At 69.9% G+C, this 22,853-nt stretch carries 22 protein-coding genes; 11 read left to right on the top strand and 11 right to left on the bottom strand.

Features of this window, described 5'->3' with window-relative positions; genetic code table 11:
- Positions 1-144 precede the first annotated feature (144 nt).
- The 3 genes from AB0C30_RS23535 to AB0C30_RS23545 all read right to left on the bottom strand — a co-directional run bounded on the left by AB0C30_RS23535 (position 145) and on the right by AB0C30_RS23545 (position 2,949).
- A complete protein-coding gene (locus AB0C30_RS23535; RefSeq protein ID WP_357947553.1) occupies positions 145-984 on the bottom strand; it encodes an alpha/beta hydrolase in 840 nt (279 codons plus the stop codon).
- A 127-nt stretch (positions 985-1,111) separates the two neighbouring features.
- Positions 1,112-1,987 (bottom strand): hypothetical protein, encoded by an 876-nt coding sequence (locus AB0C30_RS23540; protein WP_357947556.1) that lies wholly within the window; start codon positions 1,985-1,987, stop codon positions 1,112-1,114.
- A gap of 110 nt (positions 1,988-2,097) precedes the next feature.
- Complete coding sequence (locus tag AB0C30_RS23545) at positions 2,098-2,949, bottom strand: class I SAM-dependent methyltransferase (protein WP_357947559.1); 852 nt, start codon at positions 2,947-2,949, stop codon at positions 2,098-2,100.
- A 47-nt stretch (positions 2,950-2,996) separates the two neighbouring features.
- Between AB0C30_RS23545 and AB0C30_RS23550 the strand changes: the two genes are divergently transcribed.
- The gene (locus AB0C30_RS23550) at positions 2,997-3,572 is read left to right on the top strand and encodes an XRE family transcriptional regulator (RefSeq protein ID WP_357947562.1); all 576 of its coding nucleotides are present in this window, start codon (positions 2,997-2,999) and stop codon (positions 3,570-3,572) included.
- Between the two features lie 8 nt (positions 3,573-3,580).
- On the opposite strand, the gene AB0C30_RS23555 is transcribed toward AB0C30_RS23550, so the two are convergent.
- Positions 3,581-4,315 (bottom strand): GntR family transcriptional regulator, encoded by a 735-nt coding sequence (locus AB0C30_RS23555; protein WP_357947565.1) that lies wholly within the window; start codon positions 4,313-4,315, stop codon positions 3,581-3,583.
- A 138-nt stretch (positions 4,316-4,453) separates the two neighbouring features.
- On the opposite strand from AB0C30_RS23555, the gene AB0C30_RS23560 reads away from it, so the two are divergent.
- The 7 genes from AB0C30_RS23560 to AB0C30_RS23590 all read left to right on the top strand — a co-directional run bounded on the left by AB0C30_RS23560 (position 4,454) and on the right by AB0C30_RS23590 (position 10,760).
- Positions 4,454-5,248, top strand: a complete 795-nt coding sequence (locus tag AB0C30_RS23560) for an AraC family transcriptional regulator (RefSeq protein ID WP_357947568.1) — start codon at positions 4,454-4,456, stop codon at positions 5,246-5,248.
- A 169-nt stretch (positions 5,249-5,417) separates the two neighbouring features.
- On the top strand, positions 5,418-6,383 hold the full coding sequence (locus AB0C30_RS23565; protein WP_357947571.1) for an aldo/keto reductase: 966 nt from the start codon (positions 5,418-5,420) through the stop codon (positions 6,381-6,383).
- 57 nt (positions 6,384-6,440) lie between these two features.
- Positions 6,441-7,706, top strand: a complete 1,266-nt coding sequence (locus AB0C30_RS23570; protein WP_357947574.1) for an alpha/beta fold hydrolase — start codon at positions 6,441-6,443, stop codon at positions 7,704-7,706.
- A 156-nt stretch (positions 7,707-7,862) separates the two neighbouring features.
- On the top strand, positions 7,863-8,243 hold the full coding sequence (locus AB0C30_RS23575) for a hypothetical protein (RefSeq protein ID WP_357947577.1): 381 nt from the start codon (positions 7,863-7,865) through the stop codon (positions 8,241-8,243).
- The gene (locus tag AB0C30_RS23580) at positions 8,240-9,259 is read left to right on the top strand and encodes a hypothetical protein (protein ID WP_357947580.1); all 1,020 of its coding nucleotides are present in this window, start codon (positions 8,240-8,242) and stop codon (positions 9,257-9,259) included. Before AB0C30_RS23575 ends, AB0C30_RS23580 begins: the two co-directional genes overlap by 4 nt.
- A 114-nt stretch (positions 9,260-9,373) precedes the next feature.
- Positions 9,374-9,967: a matrixin family metalloprotease gene (locus tag AB0C30_RS23585; RefSeq protein WP_357947583.1), complete on the top strand. Its 594-nt coding sequence runs from the start codon at positions 9,374-9,376 to the stop codon at positions 9,965-9,967.
- A gap of 10 nt (positions 9,968-9,977) precedes the next feature.
- Positions 9,978-10,760 (top strand): hypothetical protein, encoded by a 783-nt coding sequence (locus AB0C30_RS23590; protein ID WP_357947586.1) that lies wholly within the window; start codon positions 9,978-9,980, stop codon positions 10,758-10,760.
- Positions 10,761-10,823: 63 nt separating this feature from the next.
- Here the strand turns inward: AB0C30_RS23590 and AB0C30_RS23595 are convergent, their stop codons facing one another.
- From AB0C30_RS23595 to AB0C30_RS23605, 3 genes are all read right to left on the bottom strand, one after another.
- Complete coding sequence (locus AB0C30_RS23595; protein ID WP_357947589.1) at positions 10,824-11,996, bottom strand: FAD-dependent monooxygenase; 1,173 nt, start codon at positions 11,994-11,996, stop codon at positions 10,824-10,826.
- 61 nt (positions 11,997-12,057) lie between these two features.
- Entirely contained in the window at positions 12,058-15,150 is a 3,093-nt protein-coding gene (locus AB0C30_RS23600) for a BTAD domain-containing putative transcriptional regulator (protein ID WP_357947592.1), read from the bottom strand.
- A gap of 136 nt (positions 15,151-15,286) precedes the next feature.
- Positions 15,287-16,204: an NADP-dependent oxidoreductase gene (locus AB0C30_RS23605; RefSeq protein ID WP_357947595.1), complete on the bottom strand. Its 918-nt coding sequence runs from the start codon at positions 16,202-16,204 to the stop codon at positions 15,287-15,289.
- Between the two features lie 13 nt (positions 16,205-16,217).
- Between AB0C30_RS23605 and AB0C30_RS23610 the strand changes: the two genes are divergently transcribed.
- Positions 16,218-17,207 (top strand): NAD(P)-dependent oxidoreductase, encoded by a 990-nt coding sequence (locus AB0C30_RS23610; protein ID WP_357948140.1) that lies wholly within the window; start codon positions 16,218-16,220, stop codon positions 17,205-17,207.
- A gap of 568 nt (positions 17,208-17,775) precedes the next feature.
- Here the strand turns inward: AB0C30_RS23610 and AB0C30_RS23615 are convergent.
- Positions 17,776-18,630 (bottom strand): alpha/beta hydrolase-fold protein, encoded by an 855-nt coding sequence (locus AB0C30_RS23615; protein ID WP_357947598.1) that lies wholly within the window; start codon positions 18,628-18,630, stop codon positions 17,776-17,778.
- Entirely contained in the window at positions 18,627-19,853 is a 1,227-nt protein-coding gene (locus AB0C30_RS23620; protein WP_357947601.1) for an amidohydrolase family protein, read from the bottom strand. Before AB0C30_RS23620 ends, AB0C30_RS23615 begins: the two co-directional genes overlap by 4 nt.
- A 92-nt stretch (positions 19,854-19,945) precedes the next feature.
- Here AB0C30_RS23620 and AB0C30_RS23625 point away from each other — a divergent pair, with 92 nt between their 5' ends.
- Positions 19,946-20,542, top strand: a complete 597-nt coding sequence (locus tag AB0C30_RS23625) for a TetR/AcrR family transcriptional regulator (RefSeq protein WP_357947604.1) — start codon at positions 19,946-19,948, stop codon at positions 20,540-20,542.
- A 198-nt stretch (positions 20,543-20,740) separates the two neighbouring features.
- Here AB0C30_RS23625 and AB0C30_RS23630 read toward each other — a convergent pair whose 3' ends face one another.
- Positions 20,741-21,169 (bottom strand): MarR family transcriptional regulator, encoded by a 429-nt coding sequence (locus AB0C30_RS23630; protein WP_357947607.1) that lies wholly within the window; start codon positions 21,167-21,169, stop codon positions 20,741-20,743.
- 55 nt (positions 21,170-21,224) lie between these two features.
- On the opposite strand from AB0C30_RS23630, the gene AB0C30_RS23635 reads away from it, so the two are divergent.
- Positions 21,225-21,557 (top strand): antibiotic biosynthesis monooxygenase family protein, encoded by a 333-nt coding sequence (locus tag AB0C30_RS23635; protein WP_357947610.1) that lies wholly within the window; start codon positions 21,225-21,227, stop codon positions 21,555-21,557.
- Between the two features lie 56 nt (positions 21,558-21,613).
- On the opposite strand, the gene AB0C30_RS23640 is transcribed toward AB0C30_RS23635, so the two are convergent.
- Positions 21,614-22,495, bottom strand: a complete 882-nt coding sequence (locus tag AB0C30_RS23640) for a GNAT family N-acetyltransferase (RefSeq protein ID WP_357947613.1) — start codon at positions 22,493-22,495, stop codon at positions 21,614-21,616.
- Positions 22,496-22,853 lie beyond the last annotated feature (358 nt).

The following is a 22,853-nucleotide window of genomic DNA, read 5'->3' on the forward strand; positions in this document are numbered from 1 at the left end:
CCGAAGTCCGGCGCCGCTCGTGGAGCGCTCCATAGGAGGGTGGCCGACGGGTCTTGCATTTCGCTGACAGGGGCTGTCGGCGCCTGACTGATCGTCAGATGGGCGGCGAGCGACGCCGCGGGTTTCAGCCCAAGAACATCGGGGTCAGCCCAGGAACTTCGCGGTCGTCGCCACGAACCGGTCGGCGTTGTCGACCCACGGGAAGTGGCCCGCTCGCGGTTGAACGACGAACTCGGCGTCGGGGAACAGCCCGGCGTACTCGGCCACGACGCTCGGGGGCGTGTTCAGGTCGACCTCGCCGGCCAGCAGCAGCACCGGCGCGTCGAAGGCGGCCAGTGCCGCGCGGGTGGCGGCCGGGTCGTAGACGCCCTCGGCGCCGAAGGCGGCGGCGGCCTCGTCGTTTCGATGACCCTCCTGAGCGGCGTGGTGGGCCTGCGCGGCCGCGTCCCACCGGCCGTAGAAGAAGGGGTCGATGGCCGTCCAGCTGTCGTCGGTGGCCTTGCCGCCCATGATCGCCTCAAGGGCCGCGAAGGCGGCCGCGAACCAGGGCTCCTCCTCGCGCAGCCGCGCGACCTCCAGCCGGGCCTCACCGGTGACCGCGAGGCCGACGGCGAAGGGGCTCGGCGTGATCAGCGCGAGCTTGCCGACGCGTCGCGGATGCCGGGCCGTGTACAGGGCCGCGAGGTTCGCGCCGGCGCAGTGCGCGAGCAGGTCGATCCGGTCAAGACCGAGGTGCTCGCGCAGCGCCTCGACGTCGTCGACCAGCCGGTCACAGCGGTAGGAGGTGGTGTCCTCCGGTGTCGCGGACCGGCCGGTGCCCCGAGGGTCCACCATGATCAGCTGTCGATGCGCCGACAGGCCGCCGAGTTCGCCGAGGTAGTCGGCGTCCTGCATCGGGCCGCCCGGCAGGCAGATCAGCGGGGTCCCCGCTCCGAACACGTGGTAGGCCAGGGTGGTTCCGTCGGGTGCGAAGAAGGCAGGCATGGCGTGGATCCTGTCAGCGGCGTTTCGGTCAGGGCGAACGATTATCCCGAGCCCCGGCCAGTGCCCCGAGCCCGGGTCTGGTCGGCGTCCCGGGTCGGCCGGTGCTCTCGGAGACACGGCCTGAGGGTCAGGTGGTGACGATCGCCGCGTTCTCCCCCAGAAGCGCGAGAACGACCGCCGTGTCGAGCAGTAGCGACGGGATCAGCCGGACCCGGAACACCGCGAGAATGGCCGCCACCTCGTCCGCGTGAGCCGTGTCGATCACCGGGACGGGCAGGCGGGCGGCAGCGGCGGCGGCGTCGGCCAGCACCTGCTCGCGCGCCTCGGCGTACTCCGCGCTGCGGGCGATCGGCTCCAGCCGCCGCCACACCTGCGGCATGAAGCCGCCGATCGCGCGGTAGTAGCTCAGCACCCGGGGATGACCGTGCACGGCGCGGATCTCCTCGTACACCCGCGCCAGTTCCTCGCCGGGCGGAGTGCCGTCCGGCACGATGTTGACCGCTTCCGGGGCGATGCCACGCGGGCCCGGATCGGGGGTGGTGCCGTCGAGCGCGAGGGTCGCGGGGGCGCCCACGGTCAGCCCTCGGTACCAGCACGAGGCCAGCAGGAGGATCTCGGGCAGCAGCCGGTGGAACGTGATGGTGTAACGGCGGATGTCACCGGCCGCCAACGACTCCTCCGGCGCGGGCAGTAGGCCGGCCGGCACGCCCAGCCCCGCCGCGGCCTGCTTGAACTCGGGTGAACCGATGATCGGCTTGAACCGGTTCCAGGCCGGGACGAGGTAGTCAGGGTAGTTCGCGAGCGCCTGGAAGATCGGGCTGACGAACGGTACGCCCAGGTAGCCCGGTACCTCCTCGATCACCTGGGCGGTTTCGGGGGTCAATTCGGGCTTGCCGGGCAGCGACGGCAGGAGCACCGCGCCACGGGCGGCATCGCCGGGCTCCGTCGTGGTGATCGCCTCAGTCCGCGGGCCGACCGACGAGGAGCGCTTCGAAGATTGCATGCAACGTAGGGTACAAATTTGGATCCAATTGCTCAAGAGGCACCATTTCCGCCGCAACCGGTTGACCCACCACGCTCCCGACCTGTCCGGGAGCGTGGTGGGTCAACCGGCTATGGGCGTCGTGCCGCCCAGGCGGTCCTCGTGGTGCGGACGTGAAGGTCGCCCCTCCGCAGGATGCCGTCGGGCCTTTCGTCGTCGAGAAGGGCGTCGAGTGCGGCCAGGTCGTCGGCGCTCAGCCGCTCGCCCAGCCCGGTTCGCAGGCGTCGCAGGGACAGCTGGGCGTAGCGGCCGGTGGCGGCGGGCAGAGGGGGCGTCAGGTCGACGGTGAAGACCCGTTCGGTCTCGACGGTGAACCCGGCCCTGGTCAGGAGTGGGCCCCAGTCGGCGCCCATATGCGGGAGCCGGGCGCTGCGCTCCTCGGCCATTGCGGCGTGGCAGCGCGCTTCGAGTCCGGGGCGGCCGATGCCGAGGTCATCGGGCAGGAAGCGCGGGAAGGAGTCGATCTCGACCGCCACGAGCAGCCCGCCGGGGCGGAGCGCCGTGCGGACGTCGGTGAGCGTGCGGACGGGGTCCGCCATGTGGTGCAAGGACGAGGCCGCCCACACGAGGTCGACGGGGTCGAGATCGGGCCAGGTCGCGTCCAGATCCGCCTGAACGGTGCGGACACGGTGGGCCACGCCCCGTTCATCAGCCTTGTTCCGGAGGTGGTGCAGATAGGGCGCGGACATGTCCAGCGCGGTCACCTCGGCCTTCGCGAAGCGCTCCAGCAGGGCGAACGTGCCGGTGCCGGTTCCGCTGCCGAGGTCGAGGAGATGGCTGGGGGCCGGGTCGCCGGCGAGCTGGTGGACCCAGGCGGTCACCTCGGACAGGTACGCGTGCAGCACCTCCGCGTCGAGATCCAGCAGTTCGGTCATCACGGCGTCGTCGGATCCGGCCGTGGAGTGGTCGTGGTGGGTTGCCATGTTCGGAGACTATGTCCACCTTGCTCCTCTGGCATAAGGTCTTGCGTATGAAGCAAGACGGAGATCTCGACGGCTTGGTCCGCAAGCGGATCAGGGGCCTGCGTACGGCCCGCGGCTGGTCACTCGACGACCTGGCGGCCCGCTGCTACCTCAGCCCCTCCACCCTGAGCCGGATCGAGACGGGCCACCGGCGCATCAGCCTCGACCAGCTGACCGCGATCGCCCGCGCCCTGGAGACCACCCTCGACCACCTCGTCGAGTCGGTCACCGACGACGATGTGGTGATCAGGCCCCAGCGCAACGAGGCGCGGGGGATGACCATCTGGACGCTGAGCCGGGAGCCGGGGCCGAACGGCATGACCGTGGCCAAGATGCGCCTCACCAAGCCGCCCCCGAGGGACCCCGCCGAGCTGAAGGTCCACCCCGGCAGGGACTGGTTCACCGTTCTGTCGGGAGCCGTCGTACTGCTGCTGGGGGAGCGGACCATCGTGGTCGAGGCCGGTCAGGCGGCGGAGTTCTCGACCATGATCCCCCACGCCTTCGGCGCCCACGACGGCCCGGCCGAGATCCTGACCATCCTGGAGCACGACGGAGAGCGCACCCATCTCCGCTCATCGCCGTGACCGGGCCTTCAGGACAGGTACAGCCCGGCGGACGTCCGCAGGGCGTCGAGCCGGCGGCAGGCCGCGGCCTGGACGTCCTCGACGTGGATCCGCGCCTGCCGCTCCGCGCCCTCACGGTCGCGGTTCGTCAGCGCCTCGACGATGCGCTGATGGCCCGCCACACACGTGACCACCTCGTCCGGGGTGAAGAGGACGGCCATGTTGTACGTGATGCCGAAGTCGCGGTTGCGCAGCCATTCGTCCAGCAGCCGGCCGTTGCCCGAGGCCCGCACGATGGCCTCGTGGAAGTCGCGGTTCATCCGCCCCAGCTCGGCCCGCGGGCGCTGGATGAAATCCGCCATCGGCCCGTCGTAGAACGCGGCGATCGTGTCCAGTTGCTCCTCGGACGCGCGCACGGCGGCCAGCCCGGTGGCCATCGACTCAAGGGCGCACCGCACCTCGTAGATCTCGCGGATCTCGTCCGGCGTGTGCTCGCGCACCACCCAGCCCTGCCGCTCCCGGACGACCAGCCCCTGGTCGACCAGCCGCATCAGCGCGACGCGTACGGGGGTGCGGCTGCTGTTGAGCCGCGCCGCCACCTCGTCTTCCGGAAGCCGCTGGTTGGGCCGGTATTCGCCCTGGAGGATCGCGGCGCGTATGTGCTCGTACGCCTGATCGCCGAGCGACTCCCCGCTACCCGCGCGGGGCCTCCTGCGCTTGACCGCAGGCTCCTCCGCACGTGCCTCGCCGGGTCCTTCGGCCATCAGTCCTCCGGTCCGTCGCCTGTCATGGAGATTCTTCCAGAATGCGATGAGATCCAGAAACCTGAGGATCCTGCGATCAAAGTGCCGTTGACTAAGGTTGTGGCCGTGTCAGGTGTGGCTCAGTTAGAAGTCCCACGGGTGTCCGAGGACGTGCCGGACGTCGTGGTCGTGGATGGGCAGGCGCAGTCCTACAGCGGCAACGTCCATGAAGAGCTCAAAGTGGTTCTCGTGCTCGACTCCGGTTTCACCGTACGCAGACGTGGCACGACATTCCACGCCGCTCCCGGCCAATTACTCGCTCTGCATCCGGATGACGCCCATTCCGGGCAGCCGGATGATCCCGGGTCGGCGCACTGGCAGATCATGTGCGTGTCACCATCCTTGATCGCCGAGGTCGCCGCGCCTGACGCCGTGCGCTACGGGGACCCGGTGATCCGGGACGGCGGGCTGGCCGACCGCTTCCGGTCCGTACACAGCTCTCTCTACCTGCCGCCGGGGCAAGCCGGTTCGGCGCTGCGGCAGGAGACGGGGGTGCTGGAGTTCGTCGCCGCGCTGGCTCGGCACGCCTACGATCCCGAGGGCGGGAGGGACACCAGGCAGCGGGCCCCCGAACTCGTACGCGAGTATCTGCGGGCGAACCTCTCCCGCAACGTGACGCTGGACGAACTCAGCGCGATCGCGGACCTCAGCAAGTATCGGCTCGTCCGCGCGTGCACGGCGCGGTTCGGTCTGCCGCCGCACAAGCTGCACCTGCGTCTCCGGCTGGATCGGGCCAGGGAGTTGCTCCGGCGCGGCGCGGGGATCGCCGAGGTCGCGTACGAGACGGGATTCCACGACCAACCCCACCTGACCCGGGTGTTCGCGCGAGCCTATGGGATGACCCCGGCCATATATCAGTCGACCTATCGAGGCACGACCTGGACCTCGCGCTGACCCCGGGCAGGGCAAGTGGCGGGGCAAGAACGTGCAATACGGATGCCGATCACGGTCGATAGGTTCCTTCGCGTCGCCAACTTGGCGCGAATGTGAAGGAGATTATGTGATGCGGTACCGACTGCTTGGTCGCACCGGTTTGAGGGTGTCTGAGGCGTTCCTTGGCACGATGACCTTCGGGCAGGACTGGGGATGGGGCGCCTCCATCGAGGAGTGCCGCAAGATGTTCGCCGCCTATGCCGAAGCCGGCGGGAACGTGATCGACACCGCCAACCGCTACACCGAGGGCAGCAGCGAGCAGATCGTCGGGGAACTGCTCGGCACCGACCGCGACCGCTTCGTGCTGTCCACGAAGTACACCCTGACCATGGACGGCACCGACCCCAACGCCGGCGGCAACCACCGCAAGAACCTGGTCCGTTCGGTCGAGGCCAGCCTGCGCCGGCTGGGCACCGACTACATCGACCTGCTGTGGGTGCACATCTGGGACCCCAGCACACCCATCGAGGAGACCATGCGGGCTCTGGACGATCTCGTACGGGCCGGGAAGGTGCTGTATGTCGGAATCTCCGACGCGCCCGCCTGGCTGATCTCCCGCGCGAACACCATCGCCGAGTTCCGCGGCTGGACGCCGTTCGCCGGCCTCCAGCTGCCCTACAGCCTGGTCAAACGCGACATCGAGCGCGAGTTGCTGCCCATGGCCGCCGCTCTGGAGCTGTCGGTGGCCGCATGGTCGCCCCTGGCCGGCGGCGTCCTGTCCGGCAAGTTCACCCGGTCCGGTGCCGACGGTCCGTCCCGGGTCGACCGCGCCACCATCTCCGAACGTGACCTGAGCATCGCGCGCACGGTGGACGCCGTGGCCGACGAGCTCGGTGTCTCCTCCTCGCAGGTCGCCATCGCGTGGACGCGGGCGCACCGGCCCTGGATCCACCCGATCCTGGGCGCCCGCACCCTGGACCAGCTGACCGACAACCTCGCCGCCATCGACCTGGAACTGCCAGAAGAGGCGGTGCAGCGGCTGGAGCAGGCCGCCTCGATCGACCTGGGCTTCCCGATGGAGTTCATCATGGACACCACCACCGACTTCGTCTACGGACCCAGCGGAAAGCTGGTCGACGGCCGCCCCGTCGGATAAGCGCGCCGCCGGGCCGGATCGGCGGCTGAGCCACCCCTTTTGAAACAGGAGCCTCCCATGAGGTCTATTCGTCATGCCTTCCTGGCCGGAGCTCGCCGGCTCTCGGCGGTCATCGCGGTCGGCGCCGTCCTGGCCACCGCGCCCGCCACGGGCCCGCGAGCGAACGCAGACACCTGCGACCAGGCCTGCCAGATCGACTGGGCCTGGACCGCCCAGCGGCAGAACGCCCTGCCTCGTACCCCCTTCTACGACGCTCCCGACCCACTGCCGTGGGCGCCGAGCGGAACCCTGATCCGCGCGGCGGCCACCTCCGACTACGTGGTGGAGAACAAGCCGGTCAAGGCCGTCCGCGTGCTGTATCACTCCCGTACCTCCCGGGGCCGGGACGTGGCGGTCTCCGGCGTCGTCCTGGTGCCGCAGGACCGCCCGCGCCCGGCGGGCGGCTGGAAGGTGGTCGTGGACGCGCACGGCGCCAGCGGCATCGCCGCGGACTGCGCGCCGTCGCTGATGCGCGACCTGTACCACGGCAACCAGATGGTCCGCTTCCTGGAGCGGGGGTACGCGGTCGTCGCCCCGGACTACGCGGGCCTGGGCACGACCGGCCGTCCGGAACTGGTGAACAAGACCGCCGAGGCGGAGGACATCGCCGGGGCGGTGCGGTCCGCGCGCCAGGCGGTTCCGGACCTGTCGGGCGACTGGGTGCTGTGGGGCCACTCCCAGGGCGGCGGCGCCGCACTCGGCTTCGCCGAACGCCAGGGGACACGCCCCGAGCCGGGCTACCGGGGCGTGGTCGTCACCTCGCCCGCCGCCGACCTGCCCGCGCTGGCCGCCCACGTGGCCACGACCGTCCCGTACGGCGGGTTCGCCCCGCTGCTCGCGCAGGGCGCCGCCTACAGCGATCCGAAGATCGACATCGGACGTCTCCTGACCCCCGCCGCCCTGTCCCGCCAGGACGCCGCCCGGAACGGTTGCCTGGGCGTGGCCACCGCGGTCTACGGAGATCTGACCGGCCCGGCACTGGTCCAACCGGGCTACTCCAGCGACCCGCGCTTCACCGAATACCTGCGCGACAACAGCCTCGGCTGGAAGCGCGTCGCCGGCCCGGTCCTGTTCCTGCAGGGCGGTGCCGACACCGTCACCCCCGAGCCGGTCAACGCCGAGGTCGCCGCCCGCCTGCGCGCCACAGGCTCGCACATCACCTACCGCGTGTACGACGGGCTCGAACACGACACCTACGGCACCACGACGGGCATCGACGACGGCGCCATGCCCGACATCCTGGCCTGGGTCGGGGCCCGGTTCGCCGCCGCTGAGACCCCTTGATGCGAGTTCTGACACGGCGTTCCCGGGCGAACACCCGGTGAACGCCGGATGTCGGAAATGTGTAGATGTGATCGTAATGACAGAGAGACACTTCGGACATATCCGACCGTGAGCATGATCGCATGACGATCCCGTCCTCACGATTACCGGTGACCGATGGCAGAAGCCCCTTCTGAGGGGCCGTCGCGGCCGCCCCTGGAAATAGACCACGATCAGCTCAGGAAGCACGCGGCTCCCGCCTTCGACGACGCGTCCGCGGCGGTGCGGCGGGCCGTCGGGAAGGCCGCCGACGCGCTGAGCGCACTGGGTGGCTGGCCGGTGAACGAGCCGGCCGACAAGGCGTTCGTCGAGTGGTACAAGCCGAAGCGCGACGAGATGCTCCGCATGATCGAGGACTTCGCGGCCGTGTACGGGGACATCGCCGACGGCATCCTGACCATGCGCCGCAATGTGGCCACCGTCGACTGGGGCATAGCCGACGACATCAAGATCGCGGACGTGCCGGTCTACACCTGGCCGGCGGAGAACACCCCGTGATCCCCATCAGGCCGATGCTGTCGCCGACGGCCTTGAGCGGGGCCAGGGTCCTGTCACCCGCCACCCTGATGACGACCCTGCTGCTGGCCTCAGCCGGGACGATGGTCGCCCTGCGCGTCTACGCCGGCGTCACCGCGCCGGAGATCGACCCGGCGGAGCTGCGCAAGGCGGCCGCCGCCTTCCGCGAGCTGGCCGCCGACCTGAACGGCCCGGAGCAGCCTCCCCCGCACGGCCACACCGGCGGCGTCGCCGGGATGGCCGACAGCGCCGCCGCCTCGGTGTGGAACAACAACGGCGGTCAGGGAGTGGACGCCTTCGCCCAGCTCTACATCCTGCGGATCATGGGCTTCCCCGCCGCGTTCGCCAAGGACTGCCGGGTGCTCGCCGCCGGCTGCGACGCGTACGCCGACCTGGTGGAAGGGGTGCGCAAGCAGCTCGCCGAGCTGGACAAGGCGATCGTGCAGCTCCTGTGGCTGGTCTGCTTCCAGCCGTTCACGACCATGTTGTACGGCGTGGCGCAGGCGATGGCCGCCGCCCAGATGGCGCGGCTGGTGAAGCTGGCCCAGACGGTCAAGGCCGTCTTCGGCGTCAACGTCGGCCGGATCCTGCAGATCTGCCTGCCGAAGTACGTGCTGACCACGCTCAACTACGCGGCCATCGACGGCCCCGCCTACGCCGCCGGTGCGCTCACGCTGGACGCGGCGAGCGACGCCGCCCACGGCCGGCCGACGAGGTCGGCGGGCGAGAACACCAGGGAGTTCGGCGGGTTCGTCGCCGGGAACACCGGCTACATCCTCGGCTACGACGTGGCCAAGCTGGGCTTGCCCGGTCCCGCCACGCGGGGCGGCGAGCTGGTGGCGCGGCTGTTCGGCTCGGGGTTCGGCTACACGCCGGTCAAGAGCGCCCTGGACGGCGACGGCGAGATCATGACGACGCCGGAGGAGTGGGCGAGCAAGGTGGAGGGACACGGCCTGCGGGCGCTCATCTTCCCGCCGGGCTGGAAGTTCGGCCGCTGAGTCCCACCAGCCATTCAGCCGGTGCTGTGCGGCGAAGGGGATGACCCGAGTTGATCCCCTCTCAAGCACCCGGCAGGATATCCGGACGTCCTTTACCCTCAATTTACGGATGACATGTCATACCGAAAGCTCCTGCCAGCGATCATCCTCGCGGCCGCGATCACCACCACCGCCGCGCCTCCGGCCAGCGCCAACGGCTTCGGCAGCGCCAACGGCTGCTGTCCCTTCGCCGACAACGGCAAGCACTGGTACAACTACGCGTCCCTGGAGACTCGTACCAGGACCGCCGTGAAAGCCGCTCTGCTCAACCTGGACTCCCAGACTGACATGACCGTGGCCCACGACACCACCGCGGACCCGAGCACCGACGTCGAGTCCTTCGACCAGTACTACGTCGACCACTGGGGCCTCGACTGGGACGGCTCCAGCACGGGCTACAACCTGTTCGCGTACTCGAAGTGCGTCAAGACCGTCGCCCCGGCCGACAGCAGCCAGCCGTGGCGTTGCGACCAGTACGAGGTCCGCTACGATCTGGCCGACATCGACTGGATGACCGCGACCCAGCGGCAGGCCCTGGCCTGTCACGAGGTCGGGCACACGGTCGGGCTCGACCACTCCACCGAGTCGACGTCGTGCCTGAAGACCGGAGCGCACAAGATCATCAAATACAGCGCGCATGATGTCGCCCACATCAACGGCCGCTACTAGGAGACCGGCGATGCGAAACCTCAAACTCCTCACGGCCGTCGCCGCCTGCGCCACCGCCGCGCTGACCGGATGCGCCCAGCAGGCCGCCCCGCAGGCCGGTCAGCAGCCGCAGCGCTCGTTCTGGTCCCAGCTCCACACGGACGCGGGTGGGACGGGCCAGTACCTCTTCGACTCCCTGGAGGACATCACCCCCGGCGCCCGGCCGTCCGGCGCGTTCCGCCCGGCCGCCGCGCTGGTGGAGGGCACGGTCGTCGGCGTAGAGCCGGGCATCGCGTACGCCTCGGACGACGACTCGCTGACGCCGCGGGTCGTGCCATACGAGAGCCAAGAGGCCGCGATCCGCTGGGCCAGCGTCGTGGTCAAGGTGGACAAGGTCCTCGCCGGCAAGCTCGGCCGCGGGTACACCGGGGGACAGATCCGGCTCCGGGTCGAGCAGCCCACCGGCACGACGCTCGACGGCCTGCGCCAGTCGATCGGCACAGCCGGCCGCGGCCTGTTCTACGTGGACAACGCCCTGGACCGGGTCAAGCGGCGGGCCGCGTCGCCGCAGGCGCAGGCGTACCAGGCGTCCGTGCAGCTCCCGATCGGCCAGGGGGTGTTCGTCGAGGAGAAGCCGGGGGCGGCGCTCGTCGCCCCCCTCGCGGACGAGGACCGTGCCGCCCAGCTCCTGGGTACCGACGGCCGGCAGGCGCAGCTCAGGTCCACCGGGGACTCCCCGCTGGCGCAGCTCCGCGGCCGGGCCCAGGAGTCGGCCTGCGAGAAGGGCACGGCGACAGACAAGGCCGCCTGCTGACGGATGCCACGGCTGAGAGGCCCCCGACGGGGCCCTCAGCCGTGCTCTCACCGCCGCGCCCGCTCACCTGGCCAGGTCGCGGACCAGCGACGGGTAATCCTTGAGGGCGATGTTCTCGGCGAAGTCGTCCGCCATCTTCATCATGAGCTTGAGCATGAAGCTCGCCTTGAACATCCAGTTGCGCATCCGGATCCGCCCCTTCGACGGAGGCGCCAGCCACGGACCGGCGTTGCCCTTCTCCGAGACCTTGGCGTACTCGCGGAAGCCCTCCTCGTACCGCCGGAACGCCACCCGGTGGTCGCCGTTGGCCGCCGCCAGCTCACCCGCCAGCACGTACGCCCCCACCAGCGCCAGCCCTGACCCGAACCCGCCCAGCGTGTTGGCGTAGGCCGCGTCACCCAGCAGCGCCACCCGCCCCTGGGAGTACCGGTCGATCTTCACCCGGCTGATCGAGTCGAGGTAGAAGTCGCCGGTGCGGCGCACCGCGTCCAGGATCTCGGGCGTCCGCCACCCCATCCCGGCGTAGGCGTCGAGGACGACCCGCTTCATCGCCTCGGTGTCGTAGCGGTCGTAGTCGAGGCGCGGGGAGGCGAAGACGAAGAAGGCCGACGCCTTGGGACCGCCGGCGGCGACCATCCTGCCTGGCTCGTTGTACATCTTCGCGTTCGCGCCGAACCGCTCGGGCACCTCGGCCAGGGCGTAGTAGTGGCCGAGGAACTCGACGTAGTCCGACTCGGGGCCGAAGACCAGCCGCCGGACGTTCGAGTGGATGCCGTCGGCCCCGATCACCAGGTCGAACGTGCGGGGCGCGGAGCGCTCGAAGGTGGCGTGCACCCCGCCCGGGGTCTCAGTGAGCGAGGTGATCGAGTCGCCGAAGACGTACTCGCAGCCGGCTTCGACACTCCTGTCGTAGAGCAGGCGGGCCAGGTCGCCGCGGTGGATCTCCAGCTCGCCGCCGCTGAACTCGCCGGGCATCACCGCGAGCGTCCGGCCGCGCGCGTCGACGAAGGCCTGGTCGGTACCGCCGGTCTGCAGGCGGCGCACGTCGTCCAGGATGCCCATGCGGCGCAGGACCGTCATGTGGACCTCACCCTTGAAGTCGACGGCCTGGCCGCCGGGGCGCAGGCCGGGGGCCTTCTCGACGATCGTGACGCGGAAGCCGTAGCGGGCGAGCCAGTAGCCGAGGGCGGGGCCGCCGACGCTGGCACCGGAGATGAGGACGTTGGTGTTCTGCATGTCCCCGACTCTCGCGGGGCGCGCTGACACCCTGAGGACAACCGGCTGACAGTGCGTCCCCTTAACCGACGAGGACTGACAGCGCCTCGTCGGCGCTCAGCGCGGCTCCCGTGGCGAAGTGGGCGGCGAACACGTCCGGGCCCAGCCGCTCGGTCGCCGCCGCGGCGACCATGGCGACGTCCCGATCACCCGCGACGGTCGTACCGCGCAGCGCCACCCCCACACCCAGCAGGTACGCCGCCCGCTCAGCCGCTCCGTCGAGCAGCGCCAGCCCCGCCTGGCCCTCGGCGATCTCGGCCGCGTCCGTCGGCACCACCGTGCGCGCCAGTTCCAGCGCCTCCCCGTGCCTGCGCCTGGCCTCGGTGAGATCTCCCTCGGCCGCGGCCAGCCGGCCCAGCGCGGTACAGGCGAATGGCCTCATGCCCTCGGTCGCGTACGAGCCGGGAACGGCGGCGTCCAGCACGGCGGTGTAGCGGGCCCGCGCCTCGTCGTACTGACCCGAGAACCGCGCCAGGTCGCCCCACGCCATGTTCAGCAACGGCAGCCCGCGCGACATGCCCGTCCGGCGGGCCAGCTCGGTGGCGCGTTCGAGATCGGCGCGGGCCCCGTCCAGGTCGCCTTCCCGCGTCAGCCCCGCCGCCCTGCGGCACAGCACGTCCACCAGCTCGTCCGCCGCGCCGAGCTGGCCGTTCAGGTCCACGGCCTGGCCCCAGAGCCGCCTGGCGGCCGCCCAGTCGCCGCGCCGGCTCGCGATCATCGCCAGCCATTCGTGGCTCTGCGCCATCCCCCAGCGCTCGCCGAGGGCGCGAAAGCGGGTCAGCGTCTCCTCCAGCCGCTGCTCACCCTCGGCCACCTGGCCGTCGTGCAGGAGGATCAGCCCTTCTCCCAGCATGGACACGGCCCGGCTCCACGGGTCGGAGCCGAGCAGTCGCCCGCGGCGCCGGGTGGACACCGCGTCTGCCGGGCCCGCCGTCATGCCCCACAGCACGGCCAGGAACGGGTGCCGCAACTCGCCGTCCAGCGTCGTCATGATGTCCACGGCCCGCGCCCACCGCTCGGGGGACACCTCCGGTACGGCCTGCAGCACGCACATGACGTACTCCTCTTCCAGCCCCGCGACCGGCTCGCCACCCATCAGATGCAGCAGCCGCATCGCGGACGAGGCGATCTGTTCGCGCCGCCCGCTCAGCCACGAGTACACCGACAGGGCCGCGACCAGCCGCGACGCCGTCTCCGGATCGTCCTCGACGGTGTGCCGGAGCGCGGCCCGCAGGTTGTCGTACTCGGCGGAGAGCCTGGCCAGCCAGTCGAGCTGTTCGGCCCGCCGCAGCCACGGGTCGGCCCGCCGGGCCAGATCGAGGAACCAGGCGGCGTGCGCGTCGCGGATCCGCCGCTGCTCTCCCGCCTCGGCCAGCCGCTCGGCGCAGAACAGGCGGATCGTGTCCAGCATCCTGTAGCGCCCGCCGTCGGCCTCGATGAGCGATTTATCGACCAGGTCGGCCAGCACGTCGCCGTCACCGCAGACGGACTCGGCCGCCTCCACCGAGGCTCCCCCCGCGAACACCGAGAACCGCCTCGCCACCTCCTGCTCCTGCGGGGTGAGCAGGCTCCAGCTCCACTCGACCACCGCGTGGAGGGTGCGGTGCCTGGCCGCCGCCGTACGGTCGCCGCGGGAGAGCAGCTTGAAGCGGCCGTGCTCGTTCAGGCGGTCGGCGATCTCCGCCGGGGTGAACGTACGCAGCCGCGCCGCCGCCAGCTCGATGGCCAGCGGCAGGCCGTCCAGCGTGGCGCAGATCCCGGCGCAGACCTCCATCACCTCGGGATCGGCGGTGAACCCGGGCCGGACGGCGGCGGCCCGCTCGGCGAACAGCCGTACGGCCGGGTAGGTAAGGGCCTCGGCGGGATCGATGCCCGGCGGCGGCACGGCGAGCGGCGCGAGGGGGACCAGAATCTCGCCGGTGAGCCCGAGCGGCTCCCGGCTGGTCGCCATGATCGCGACGCCGGGGCAGGCGTCCAGCAGCCGCCGGACCAGCTCGGCGGCGGCGGCCACCACGTGCTCGCAGTTGTCGAGCACGAGCAGCGCCGGCTGGTCGGCGAGGGCGGCGACGAGCCGGTCGACCGGGTCGGGACGGTCCAGCGCGGGCACCTGCAACCCGGCCTCGCGCAGCCCGAGCGCCCCCAGCACGGCCGGGGCCACCTGAAGCCCGTCGTCGACCGACGACAGATCGGCGAACCCCGCCTCCCGGCCCGGACCCGCCCGGTGGACGGCCTCGACGGCGAGCCGCGTCTTGCCCATGCCCCCGGGGCCGACGATGGTGATCAGCCGGGCGTCGCCGAGCGCGACGATCCTGGCCAGCTCCTCCTCCCGGCCGACGAGCCGGTTGAGCGGCACGGGCACCCGCCGCCGGGGAGCCTGCTCCCGCCGTTCCTCGCCACGCAGGATCGCCAGGTGCAGGGCCGCCAGCTCAGGAGCGGGATCGGCCCCCAGCTCGTCGGCCAGCAGCCGCCGTACCTCGTCGTAGACCGCCAACGCGGCGGCCTGCTGCCCGGAGGCGTGCAGCGCCCGCATGAGCTGACCGCGCGGCCGCTCGCGCAGCGGATGGGCCGCCACCAGCTCGCGCAACTCGGCGACCGAGGTCCCGCCGGGCAGGGCCAGCTCGGCCTCCGCCAGATCCTCCCTGGCCGTGAGCCGCGCCTCCTCCAGCCGCGCCACCTGCGGCGCGGCGAACGGCGCGTCGGCCACATCGGCCAGCGCGGGCCCCCGCCACAGGGCCAGCGCCTCCCTCAGCACCCGCGCGGCCGACTCGTGCTGCCCCGCCGCCAGCAGCCTCCGCCCGTCCCGGGCCAGCCGCTCGAACCGGTGCGCGTCGATGTCCTCCGCCTCCACCGCCAGCCGATAACCGGCGCCGTGGAACTCCACCAACCCGGCCGGCAGATTTCGGCGCAGCCGGGAGACGTGAGCCTGGATGGCGTTGGCCGCCCCGGCGGGCGGGTCGTCGCCGTACTGACCGTCGATGAGCCGCTCCACGCTGACCAGCCGCCCGGCGTCGAGCAGCAGCAACGCGAGCAGCGCCCGAGGGCGCGGCCCACCCACGGCGACCGCTTCACCGGCGGCCGTCCGCACCTCAAGCGACCCAAGGATCCCGAACTGCACGGCACCGATTCTGTCTCATTCGCCGGGCATGCTCTCCCGCAGATCCACATCGCGGCCCGCACACCGGGCATGTTCGCGCGGCATTGCCTCCTTCCAGCCAGCTGGGCATCCGGAGCCCGGCGGCTGGGTGAGCTGGTCAGGGTTTGAGCACGTAACGACCGCGCACTCCGCCCTTGGCCATGGCCCGGTGGGCCTCGGCGACCTGGTCCAGCGGCATGACCGCGTGCACTCGGGCCGGCAGCCCACCGGACGCGGTGCGGGCGAGCAGGTCGCCCAGTCGAGCGCCGTCGGGATGCACGACCACGGCGTCTACGGTGATCCCGCGCTCCGCGACCGGCTTGGCGCTCGGCTGGACGCCGACGAAGATGCCGCCATCACGGACCAGGGCCAGGCCCCGCTCCTGCAGCACCGCACCGTCGGCGACCGCGTCCCAGCCCGGCTCCGCGTGCGTGGTGAACCCGGCACCCAGGCCCCGGATGAACTCCTCGTCCTCGGCTCTGGCCAGACCGGTCACCTGCCAGCCGCGGTCCCGCGCGAGCGAGACGACGTACCCCCCGACCGCCCCGGCCGCCCCGGTCACCAGCAACTGGTCGCCGTCGCTGGGTGCGTCACCAAGGAGATCGATGATCTGGGCGGCGGCCAGCCCGTTGAGCGGTACCGTCGACGCCGCGATCAAGTCCAGCCCGCCGGGAACGGCGGTGACGTCGGCGGCCCGCACGACGAGCTGTTCGGCGTAGGTGCCGAAGTCGCGGTCGAAGCCGTCCACCAGGCCGGCGACCGGCGTGCCGGCCCTCAGGTCCACGCCGGGGCCGGTCGCGACGACAGTCCCGGAGAAGTCCCAGCCCAGGCCGGTGTGCTCGGGCTGGTTGACCAGCCCCATGGCATGGAAGAGGCCGCGGGCGACCGCGAGGTCGACGGGATTGACCGACGCGGCGGCGATCATGACCCGGACCTCACCGGGCCCGGGCTCGACGACGGGAACGTCGATGATCTCAATCGAGTCGGGTCCGGTCGGGGTGCGGACGGCTGCCGTACGGAAGGTCGGGATGCTCATGGTTTCGCTCCTCATGGCTGGGGGTCCCGGTAGCAATCGCGGAAAAAACAACGAACCCGTCTCTGACCTGCGTCGCAGCCAAGCAGTTGTGGGGGGTGGTCGGTCCAACTACCGACGCGTCGTCGGTATCGTCGGCCTGTCGCATACCGGCCGGCGGGTGGCACACCTGCTGCGGTCCTTCGACCTCACCGTGCTCGCGAGCGACCCCTACGCCACCGAGGCGGACGCCCAGGCCCTCGGCACGACCCTCGTTCCGCTGCCCGACCTGCTGCACCGCAGCGACATCGTGACCCTGCACGCGCCGTCGCTGCCCGAGACCCGGAACCTGCTGAACGCCGACCGCCTCGCGCTGCTTCCCGACCACGCCACGGTCATCAACACCGCCCGAGGCAGCCTGATCGACACCGGCGCGCTCACCGCCGAATGCGTGAGCGGGCGGCTCAGCGCGATCCTCGACGTCACCGACCCCGAACCGCTGCCGGTCGACTCACCGCTGTTCGGGCTGGCCAGGTGGGTGTACGGCCCGGTTCAGATCTCGGTCGTGACGTTCACCTCCGTCGGTGGGGCCTCATGCGCCGCCGAGCTCGCAGCGGTTCAGTCCGCCAGGTCGACGACCAGTCCGGCGAGCTGGGCACAGCCGTGGACAGACCTCTTTCGGCGTAGCCGTTCCACGTGCGCCGAAGCGGCGGTACGGTCCCAGGGCCGGATGTGCGAGCGAGGGGGCAAGGATGCTGGAAGAGGCATTGGTGGCTCTGGCCGCGGCGGGCGGCACCGCGGTGGTCCAGGCCGCCGGCAATGCGGTCACATGTGCGCCAGGCCCGCACGCGCCGGGCTCAGCCTGCTTTGTAGGAACCTTCAGGCGGTGGTCGCGGTGGGGCCGACCCGCGGAGTTCTGGTCACCACCGAACCGGCCCGGCGCCGCTGCCCCGAGTTGCCGACCGCGCTGCATGGCGCGGCGCACGGCTGCTCGACAACACAGGTAACGGACACCACGTCGTCGTGAGAGTGGGACCTGCGGTACCCACACTCGCCGAGGTGACGTTGTCCTACCGGGGCGCGGTACAGGCGGCCCGGGTCGCTGACACCATGCCGATGTTCCGGCCGGTTGTCGAGTTCGGGAACTCAGGTCTACCGGCTACTCGCCGGCCTCCCCGTCCGTCTTGGCTTCCGGGCCAGCTCGACTCGATGGTGGGCCGGCTCCTGAACACCGATCCCATCGTCTTCGCCACCGCGGAGCTGTTCCTCGACCGCGCCGGCGACGTCCGCGCCGTCGCGGACCGGTGCACTCGACTGCCGTCGCGGATTCAGCCCGCCGGAAACAACTCCTTTGGCGTCATCGCAGCGAGCTGCATCCCTTCCCATCGGTACCGTCCTCGCCGCCGAACAGCCAGTTCGCAGAGGCCCGCGGCCATCATCGCCGTCATGACCCTGAAGGGATGTTCCGCCTAGGTCAGCGCAGGATTCGGCTGACTGTTGGGTGAGGGAAACATGGTGGCACAGGGATTCAAGATGGCACTGACGAGGAGTGCGGCCACCCAGCGCGGCGGTTGCACAAACCGCGGCGTTCGCGCTTACAGGGCACGGCAGGTCCTGAGGTAGCTGAGGAACGAGGCCTGCAGCCCAGTCACGTGCGTTTCGTGCATGAGTGCGCTGGTGACGGATCCGCTGCGTGAGGTGAGGCGGTGAAGGAACGTGGCCGCGTTCTTCGCGAGATTCTGGTAGACCGCCACGTCTCCGAGGATCTCTCGGTCGTTGAAGGTCACGTGAAGCTTGGTAGCAGGCAGGGTGTCACCCATTGCTTGAAGACGAGCGAAGACCTGACTGTCTGCATTGACAATGCCGGGGCTGCCCGCGCCGATGCTCTCGAAGAAGGTGCTATTGGTGAGCCAGGAGTAGAGACTGAAGAGTCCGCCGTAGGAATAGCCGAAGAGGCCGTGACCGCTCGGGGCAGTGCCGTAGTCGCGTTCGATCCGCGGGTGTAGATCGTCGGTAAGGAAGTTCAGGAACATATCCCCGCGGCTGTCGCTCAATTCAGCGAGGTAGGCGTCGGCTTGCTCGCGAGTCATCGTGCCCGCTTCGACCCCCATCTCCACCGCATCGATGTACTCCTTCGCGATGGGTTCGCCGGGGGGCACGAGGTCGCGGTTGCGCAACCGCTCCCAGTGCTCTGCTTCCTCGCCTGCGTAACCCACGCTGACTTGGACGTAGGGCTGAATCGACTGCATGGGGTCCAGTTGCGTGACGATGAGTGGGGCGGTCATGCCCACGGCCCAGTTGCCGTCGAGCACGTACACGACAGGCGCTTGCGCCGCGGCAGGGTCGTAGCGCGGTGGCGTGGTGACCCAGACGCCGTAGTCGTGCCCACCGCTGGAGCGCACCTCAAAGTAGTCGGTGTGGGCGAGGCAGCCCTGCCACATGGTGCTCATCTGAGGTCCTTTACGATTTGGCCGGCCTGGATTACGAGGACGGCGTTGGTGGGGTCGGAGAACAGTTCTGGGTCTTCGAGCGGGTTGCCGTTCCAAAGAACGAGGTCTGCCTGCGCGCCGGGAGTGATGACACCCACCTGGCCGGACAGGCGGAGGATCTCGGCGTTGGTCTGGGTCGCCGCCACGAGCGCTTCCATCGGCGTCTCGAGGGCTGCGCGCAGGCTGAGTTCTTTGCCGCGACGGTCCTGGGCCGGACCGATGAGATCGGAACCGAGCCCGATCCGTACTCCTGCGTGCTTGGCGACAGCGAGCGCCTTCGTCATCTGCTCGCGTGCGCCCTTGGCTCGGTCGCGGGTCGACTCGGCGAGACCTGCTCCGGCGGTGTCGTGCAGCAGTTGCTCGACGACAGCGAACGTGGGCACGAGGGCAACCTCGCGAGCGGCCATCAGGGTCGCTGTGGATTCGTCGAGGCTAGTGCCGTGCTCGACACAGCACACCCCGGCCTCGACCGCATTTCGTATGCCCTCGTTGTTGTGGGCGTGAACTGTCACATAGGTGTTCCGTGCCGCAGCTTCTTGAACTGCAACAGCGATCTCTTCGACGGTGAACTGGGTGTCGGTCAGTCGATCATGTGCGCCCACCACTCCGCCGGTCACGCAGAGCTTCAGGAAGGAGGCTCCACGGCGGAAGGCTTCGCGGACGTTGTGTCGCAGCTCGTCCGCGTTGCCCGCCATCATGGAGAGGGCGCACAGGCCCGGGATGTGGTGGCTGCTCCACAGCTCGGTGGGTTCCCATTCGGCTCCGTAGTAGCCGTGCCCGCCGATCTGGCACTGAACAGGGCCGCACGACAGGACGCGCGGCCCTCTGACCTTGCCCTTCGCGATCGCGGTGACGACACCGCCGTCGATCCCGCCGGTGTCGCGAACGGTGGTGAAGCCGGCGTCGAGCGTCGCGCCGGCCGTGGCGAAGATGTCCGCCGCGATCTCGGCGGCGCTTATCTGAAACGAGAAGTGCGGCTGGATCGGGCTCGACAGGCCCAGGTGGACGTGAGCGTCGATCAGGCCGGGCGTCATCGTCAATCCCTCGGCATCGAGACGCTCGCCGTGCGCGCTGGAGGCACCGAGTTGGGTGATGCGGCCGTTCTCGATGGTGATGTCGAGGTTGCTGGGATCGCGCCCCGATCCGTCGATGACCGCCGCGCCGACTACATGAGCAGGTCCCATAGTCGATCCTCCGCCGTTGCGAGCTGACTGCGACCATGTGCGAAGCAACACGGAACCGCCAATCCTTCTTTTCCAATGGATAAACTGTGGGAGTGATCCTGTCAACCTCGGAACGCAAGGGCAGCGCGCGCGAGCGACTCCTGGCACGGCTTCTCGACGCCTTCGGCGAGGCCCTTCCCTCGCCGGAGATGTCGCTCCGTGAGATCGCCGCCCGGATCGAGACCAGCCACGCCCTGTTGCGATACCACTTCGGGTCACTCTCGGGCGTCTTGGCCACCATGCTCAAGGCGCAGCGATCCCGTGACAACGAGGCACTTTTGGAGGCCGCCCAGCAGGGCACCTTCGACGATTTCGTTGTGGCGATCTGGCGTACTTACACCCGGCCAGAGCAGCTGCCGCGTGCCCGCGGCTTCTTCTACGTCGTCGGACTGGCCGCGTACAGCCCAGAGGACTTTCGTGAGTTCATCGACTCGCTCGACGACCTGACCAACATGCTGGCCTCTCTCGCGGAACGCGAAGGGCTCGACACGAAGGAAGCGCGGGATGTGGCCACCGTCACCATTGCCGCGATTCGTGGCCTGCTCTTGCAGGAGGTTCTGACTTCAGCAGTCCACTCGGAGGACGCGGTTGCCTTGATCCTGCGCATGAGCAAGGGGCGATCCGTGCCGCGCACAAGTCCGGGGCCTTGAGCAGGTAGCCGCCTTTCACCACCACGTGAGCCGGGGTCCCGGTAGTCAGGTAGGACACGAACACATCCCCGCTACGCAGACCATACGATGGCCTTGGCGGTAAAGCGGCGTGGGCGGAGGTGCTCACCACTGACGCAGATCCTTAAATCGGCCTGCATGAATACGCAGACCGATTTGCGCTTTGTGCCGGCGGCGGTGTCAGGCCAGGTTTCGTGCGCAGGCGGTGAGCAGGGAGGCCAGCTGTTCCACCTCGCCTGGCGGGAGGTCGGTGATCATGCGTTCCTCCACGTCGAGCACAACGCTGTGGGCCTGGTCGAGCAGGGATTGACCCGCATCGGTGAGGGTGACCGGCAGGGCTCGACCTGAGGTCGGCTGCGTGGCGACGGAGACCAGCCCCGCCCGGGTGAGCCCGGCGAGCACGTCCCGCAGGGACTGCCGAGTGACAAAGGTGCGTCGGGCCAGTTCGGCCGCCGGGGCGCCGGGCGCGTCGGCCAGTGCCCGCAGCACCGCGTACTGGGACATGGACAGGCCCATCTCGCGCAAGCGCTCCTCGCACGCGCCGCGGAAGGCCTGGCTCACCTGCTTGACCAGATAGCCGACGCGCTGACGGACATCCATTTGACTCATGACAGGAACCTTACACATAATCCACCATGTAAGGAACCTGACATGAGGAGAAGCCGTGCCCGCGACCACCACCATCACCGTCGACGCCCCGGTGGCGACCCTGATCAATGTCTTCACCGTCCAGGCCGACCGTCAGCGCGAGCTCGTCGACCTGCTGGTCACCGCCACCGAGGAGGTCATGCAGCACCTCCCCGGATTCGTCGCCGCCAACATCCACGCCAGCGACGACGGCACCAGGGTGGTCAACTACGCCCAGTGGGAGACCGCGGAGGCATTCCAGGCCATGCTCGGCACCCCAGCCGCTCAGGTGCACATGCGCCAGGCCGCCGCCCTGGCAGACGGATTCGACCCCCACTTGTACGCCGTCGCATCAGTGCATCACCGCTGAGCACGTCACGGTCCGAAACAACAGCGACGAACAGACGCTCGTCCGCTACGGCTCCGCTACAGGGCGAGCTGGAGTGTCACCCTCTGATGGGTCGGCATGTAGCCGAGCGCGTCATTGATGGCGCGCATCGGACGGTTGCTGTCGGCCGTGTCGGTCAACAGGCCATCGAGGTACGGATAGCGCTCGCGGGCCTGCCGGATGGCCTCGGCCTTCATCCAGCGGGCCAGGCCGTGCCCGCGATGTTCAGGCAGCACGCCGGTGCTGTAATGCTGGGCATCGCCCTTGCCGTCCCCTGGGACGACCAGTTCGGTGAAGCCGACGACGGAACCGTCCGACTCGGCGACGGCAGCCACGGTGTGGAGCAGATCGCCTCGGTTCTCGATCGTCTGCACCGCCTCCCGTACGCGGTCGACGTCCCAATGCACGCTGCCGTAGTCGGTGTCGTCCATCGGCATGTCGTCCATGGCGCAGCGGGCCGCGGCGAACGTATCAGCCAGTTCGTCGGGCACCATCCCGTCCCACGCGACCAACCGGTACCCGAGGTGCGGGCTGCTGACGATCTCCCGAAGGCCGGCGAGGTCGGCCTGCGCCAGTGGCAGTCGCGTGTAGGTCAGGGTCAGCACTTTGCGGAAGTCGTGTGCCGACAGGAAGGCCTCTCCCGGCGAGCCAGGCTCTGCTTCCGCGATGACGGAGCGTCGGCCCGCATCGCGGGCCGCGGCCAGCGCGGCCGTCAACAGGAGAGAACCAACACCGACGCGCTGTTCGGCCGGGTGGACGTGGAGATCGAGCTCGGCCAGATGATCCTGGCCCGCCCTGGTGAACAGGCGCAGAAAAGCCGACCCGACGGGAACGCCGGTGGATCGGGTGGCCAGCCAGGCGAGGCGTCGGCTGGATGAGGTGAGCTTGGGGTCAATAAGAGGGGTGATGCGAATCGACACGATGTCTCCGGCTTGAGGGGAGGTGGTGGGTGATAGCAGAGTTGCGGCCTTGCCGCTGAACGGTCCTGCGCATCTGCTGCACACCTCCTGCAAGTACGGCCTCGACATCCGACGGGATCGGCAGACTATAGCGGACGCGATCATCGTGCAGTAGATCGGCTCACGTCGACCGATCGTGCCACCGCCGGCTCAGAAGGTGTCGTCCCAGACCTGAGCAGTTGTGCTGTTGCACCGCCAGATCCGCATCGCGAGGCCCGGCGCTGTCGAGGCATTCGGGATGTCGAGGCAGTGGCGTCACGGTGGACCGGGCGGGCCACCCGATCAGAAGCCGGGTCGCCCGAAGGATCTCCCTCGGACG

Origin of the sequence: Nonomuraea sp. NPDC048901 (genome assembly GCF_040649695.1) — a bacterium.
Lineage (GTDB): Bacteria > Actinomycetota > Actinomycetes > Streptosporangiales > Streptosporangiaceae > Nonomuraea.

Excerpts from the sequence above, each read along its gene's own strand:
- AB0C30_RS23570 (WP_357947574.1), top strand. The coding sequence starts at position 6,441 with ATGAGGTCTATTCGTCATGCCTTCCTGGCCGGAGCTCGCCGGCTCTCG.
- AB0C30_RS23535 (WP_357947553.1), bottom strand. The coding sequence starts at position 984 with ATGCCTGCCTTCTTCGCACCCGACGGAACCACCCTGGCCTACCACGTG.
- AB0C30_RS23620 (WP_357947601.1), bottom strand. The coding sequence starts at position 19,853 with ATGGGACCTGCTCATGTAGTCGGCGCGGCGGTCATCGACGGATCGGGG.
- AB0C30_RS23555 (WP_357947565.1), bottom strand. The coding sequence starts at position 4,315 with ATGGCCGAAGGACCCGGCGAGGCACGTGCGGAGGAGCCTGCGGTCAAG.
- AB0C30_RS23545 (WP_357947559.1), bottom strand. The coding sequence starts at position 2,949 with ATGGCAACCCACCACGACCACTCCACGGCCGGATCCGACGACGCCGTG.
- AB0C30_RS23595 (WP_357947589.1), bottom strand. The coding sequence starts at position 11,996 with ATGCAGAACACCAACGTCCTCATCTCCGGTGCCAGCGTCGGCGGCCCC.
- AB0C30_RS23575 (WP_357947577.1), top strand. The coding sequence starts at position 7,863 with ATGGCAGAAGCCCCTTCTGAGGGGCCGTCGCGGCCGCCCCTGGAAATA.
- AB0C30_RS23585 (WP_357947583.1), top strand. The coding sequence starts at position 9,374 with ATGTCATACCGAAAGCTCCTGCCAGCGATCATCCTCGCGGCCGCGATC.
- AB0C30_RS23615 (WP_357947598.1), bottom strand. The coding sequence starts at position 18,630 with ATGAGCACCATGTGGCAGGGCTGCCTCGCCCACACCGACTACTTTGAG.
- AB0C30_RS23550 (WP_357947562.1), top strand. The coding sequence starts at position 2,997 with ATGAAGCAAGACGGAGATCTCGACGGCTTGGTCCGCAAGCGGATCAGG.
- AB0C30_RS23605 (WP_357947595.1), bottom strand. The coding sequence starts at position 16,204 with ATGAGCATCCCGACCTTCCGTACGGCAGCCGTCCGCACCCCGACCGGA.
- AB0C30_RS23565 (WP_357947571.1), top strand. The coding sequence starts at position 5,418 with ATGACCTTCGGGCAGGACTGGGGATGGGGCGCCTCCATCGAGGAGTGC.
- AB0C30_RS23630 (WP_357947607.1), bottom strand. The coding sequence starts at position 21,169 with ATGAGTCAAATGGATGTCCGTCAGCGCGTCGGCTATCTGGTCAAGCAG.
- AB0C30_RS23610 (WP_357948140.1), top strand. The coding sequence starts at position 16,218 with ATGGCTGGGGGTCCCGGTAGCAATCGCGGAAAAAACAACGAACCCGTC.
- AB0C30_RS23590 (WP_357947586.1), top strand. The coding sequence starts at position 9,978 with ATGCGAAACCTCAAACTCCTCACGGCCGTCGCCGCCTGCGCCACCGCC.
- AB0C30_RS23540 (WP_357947556.1), bottom strand. The coding sequence starts at position 1,987 with ATGCAATCTTCGAAGCGCTCCTCGTCGGTCGGCCCGCGGACTGAGGCG.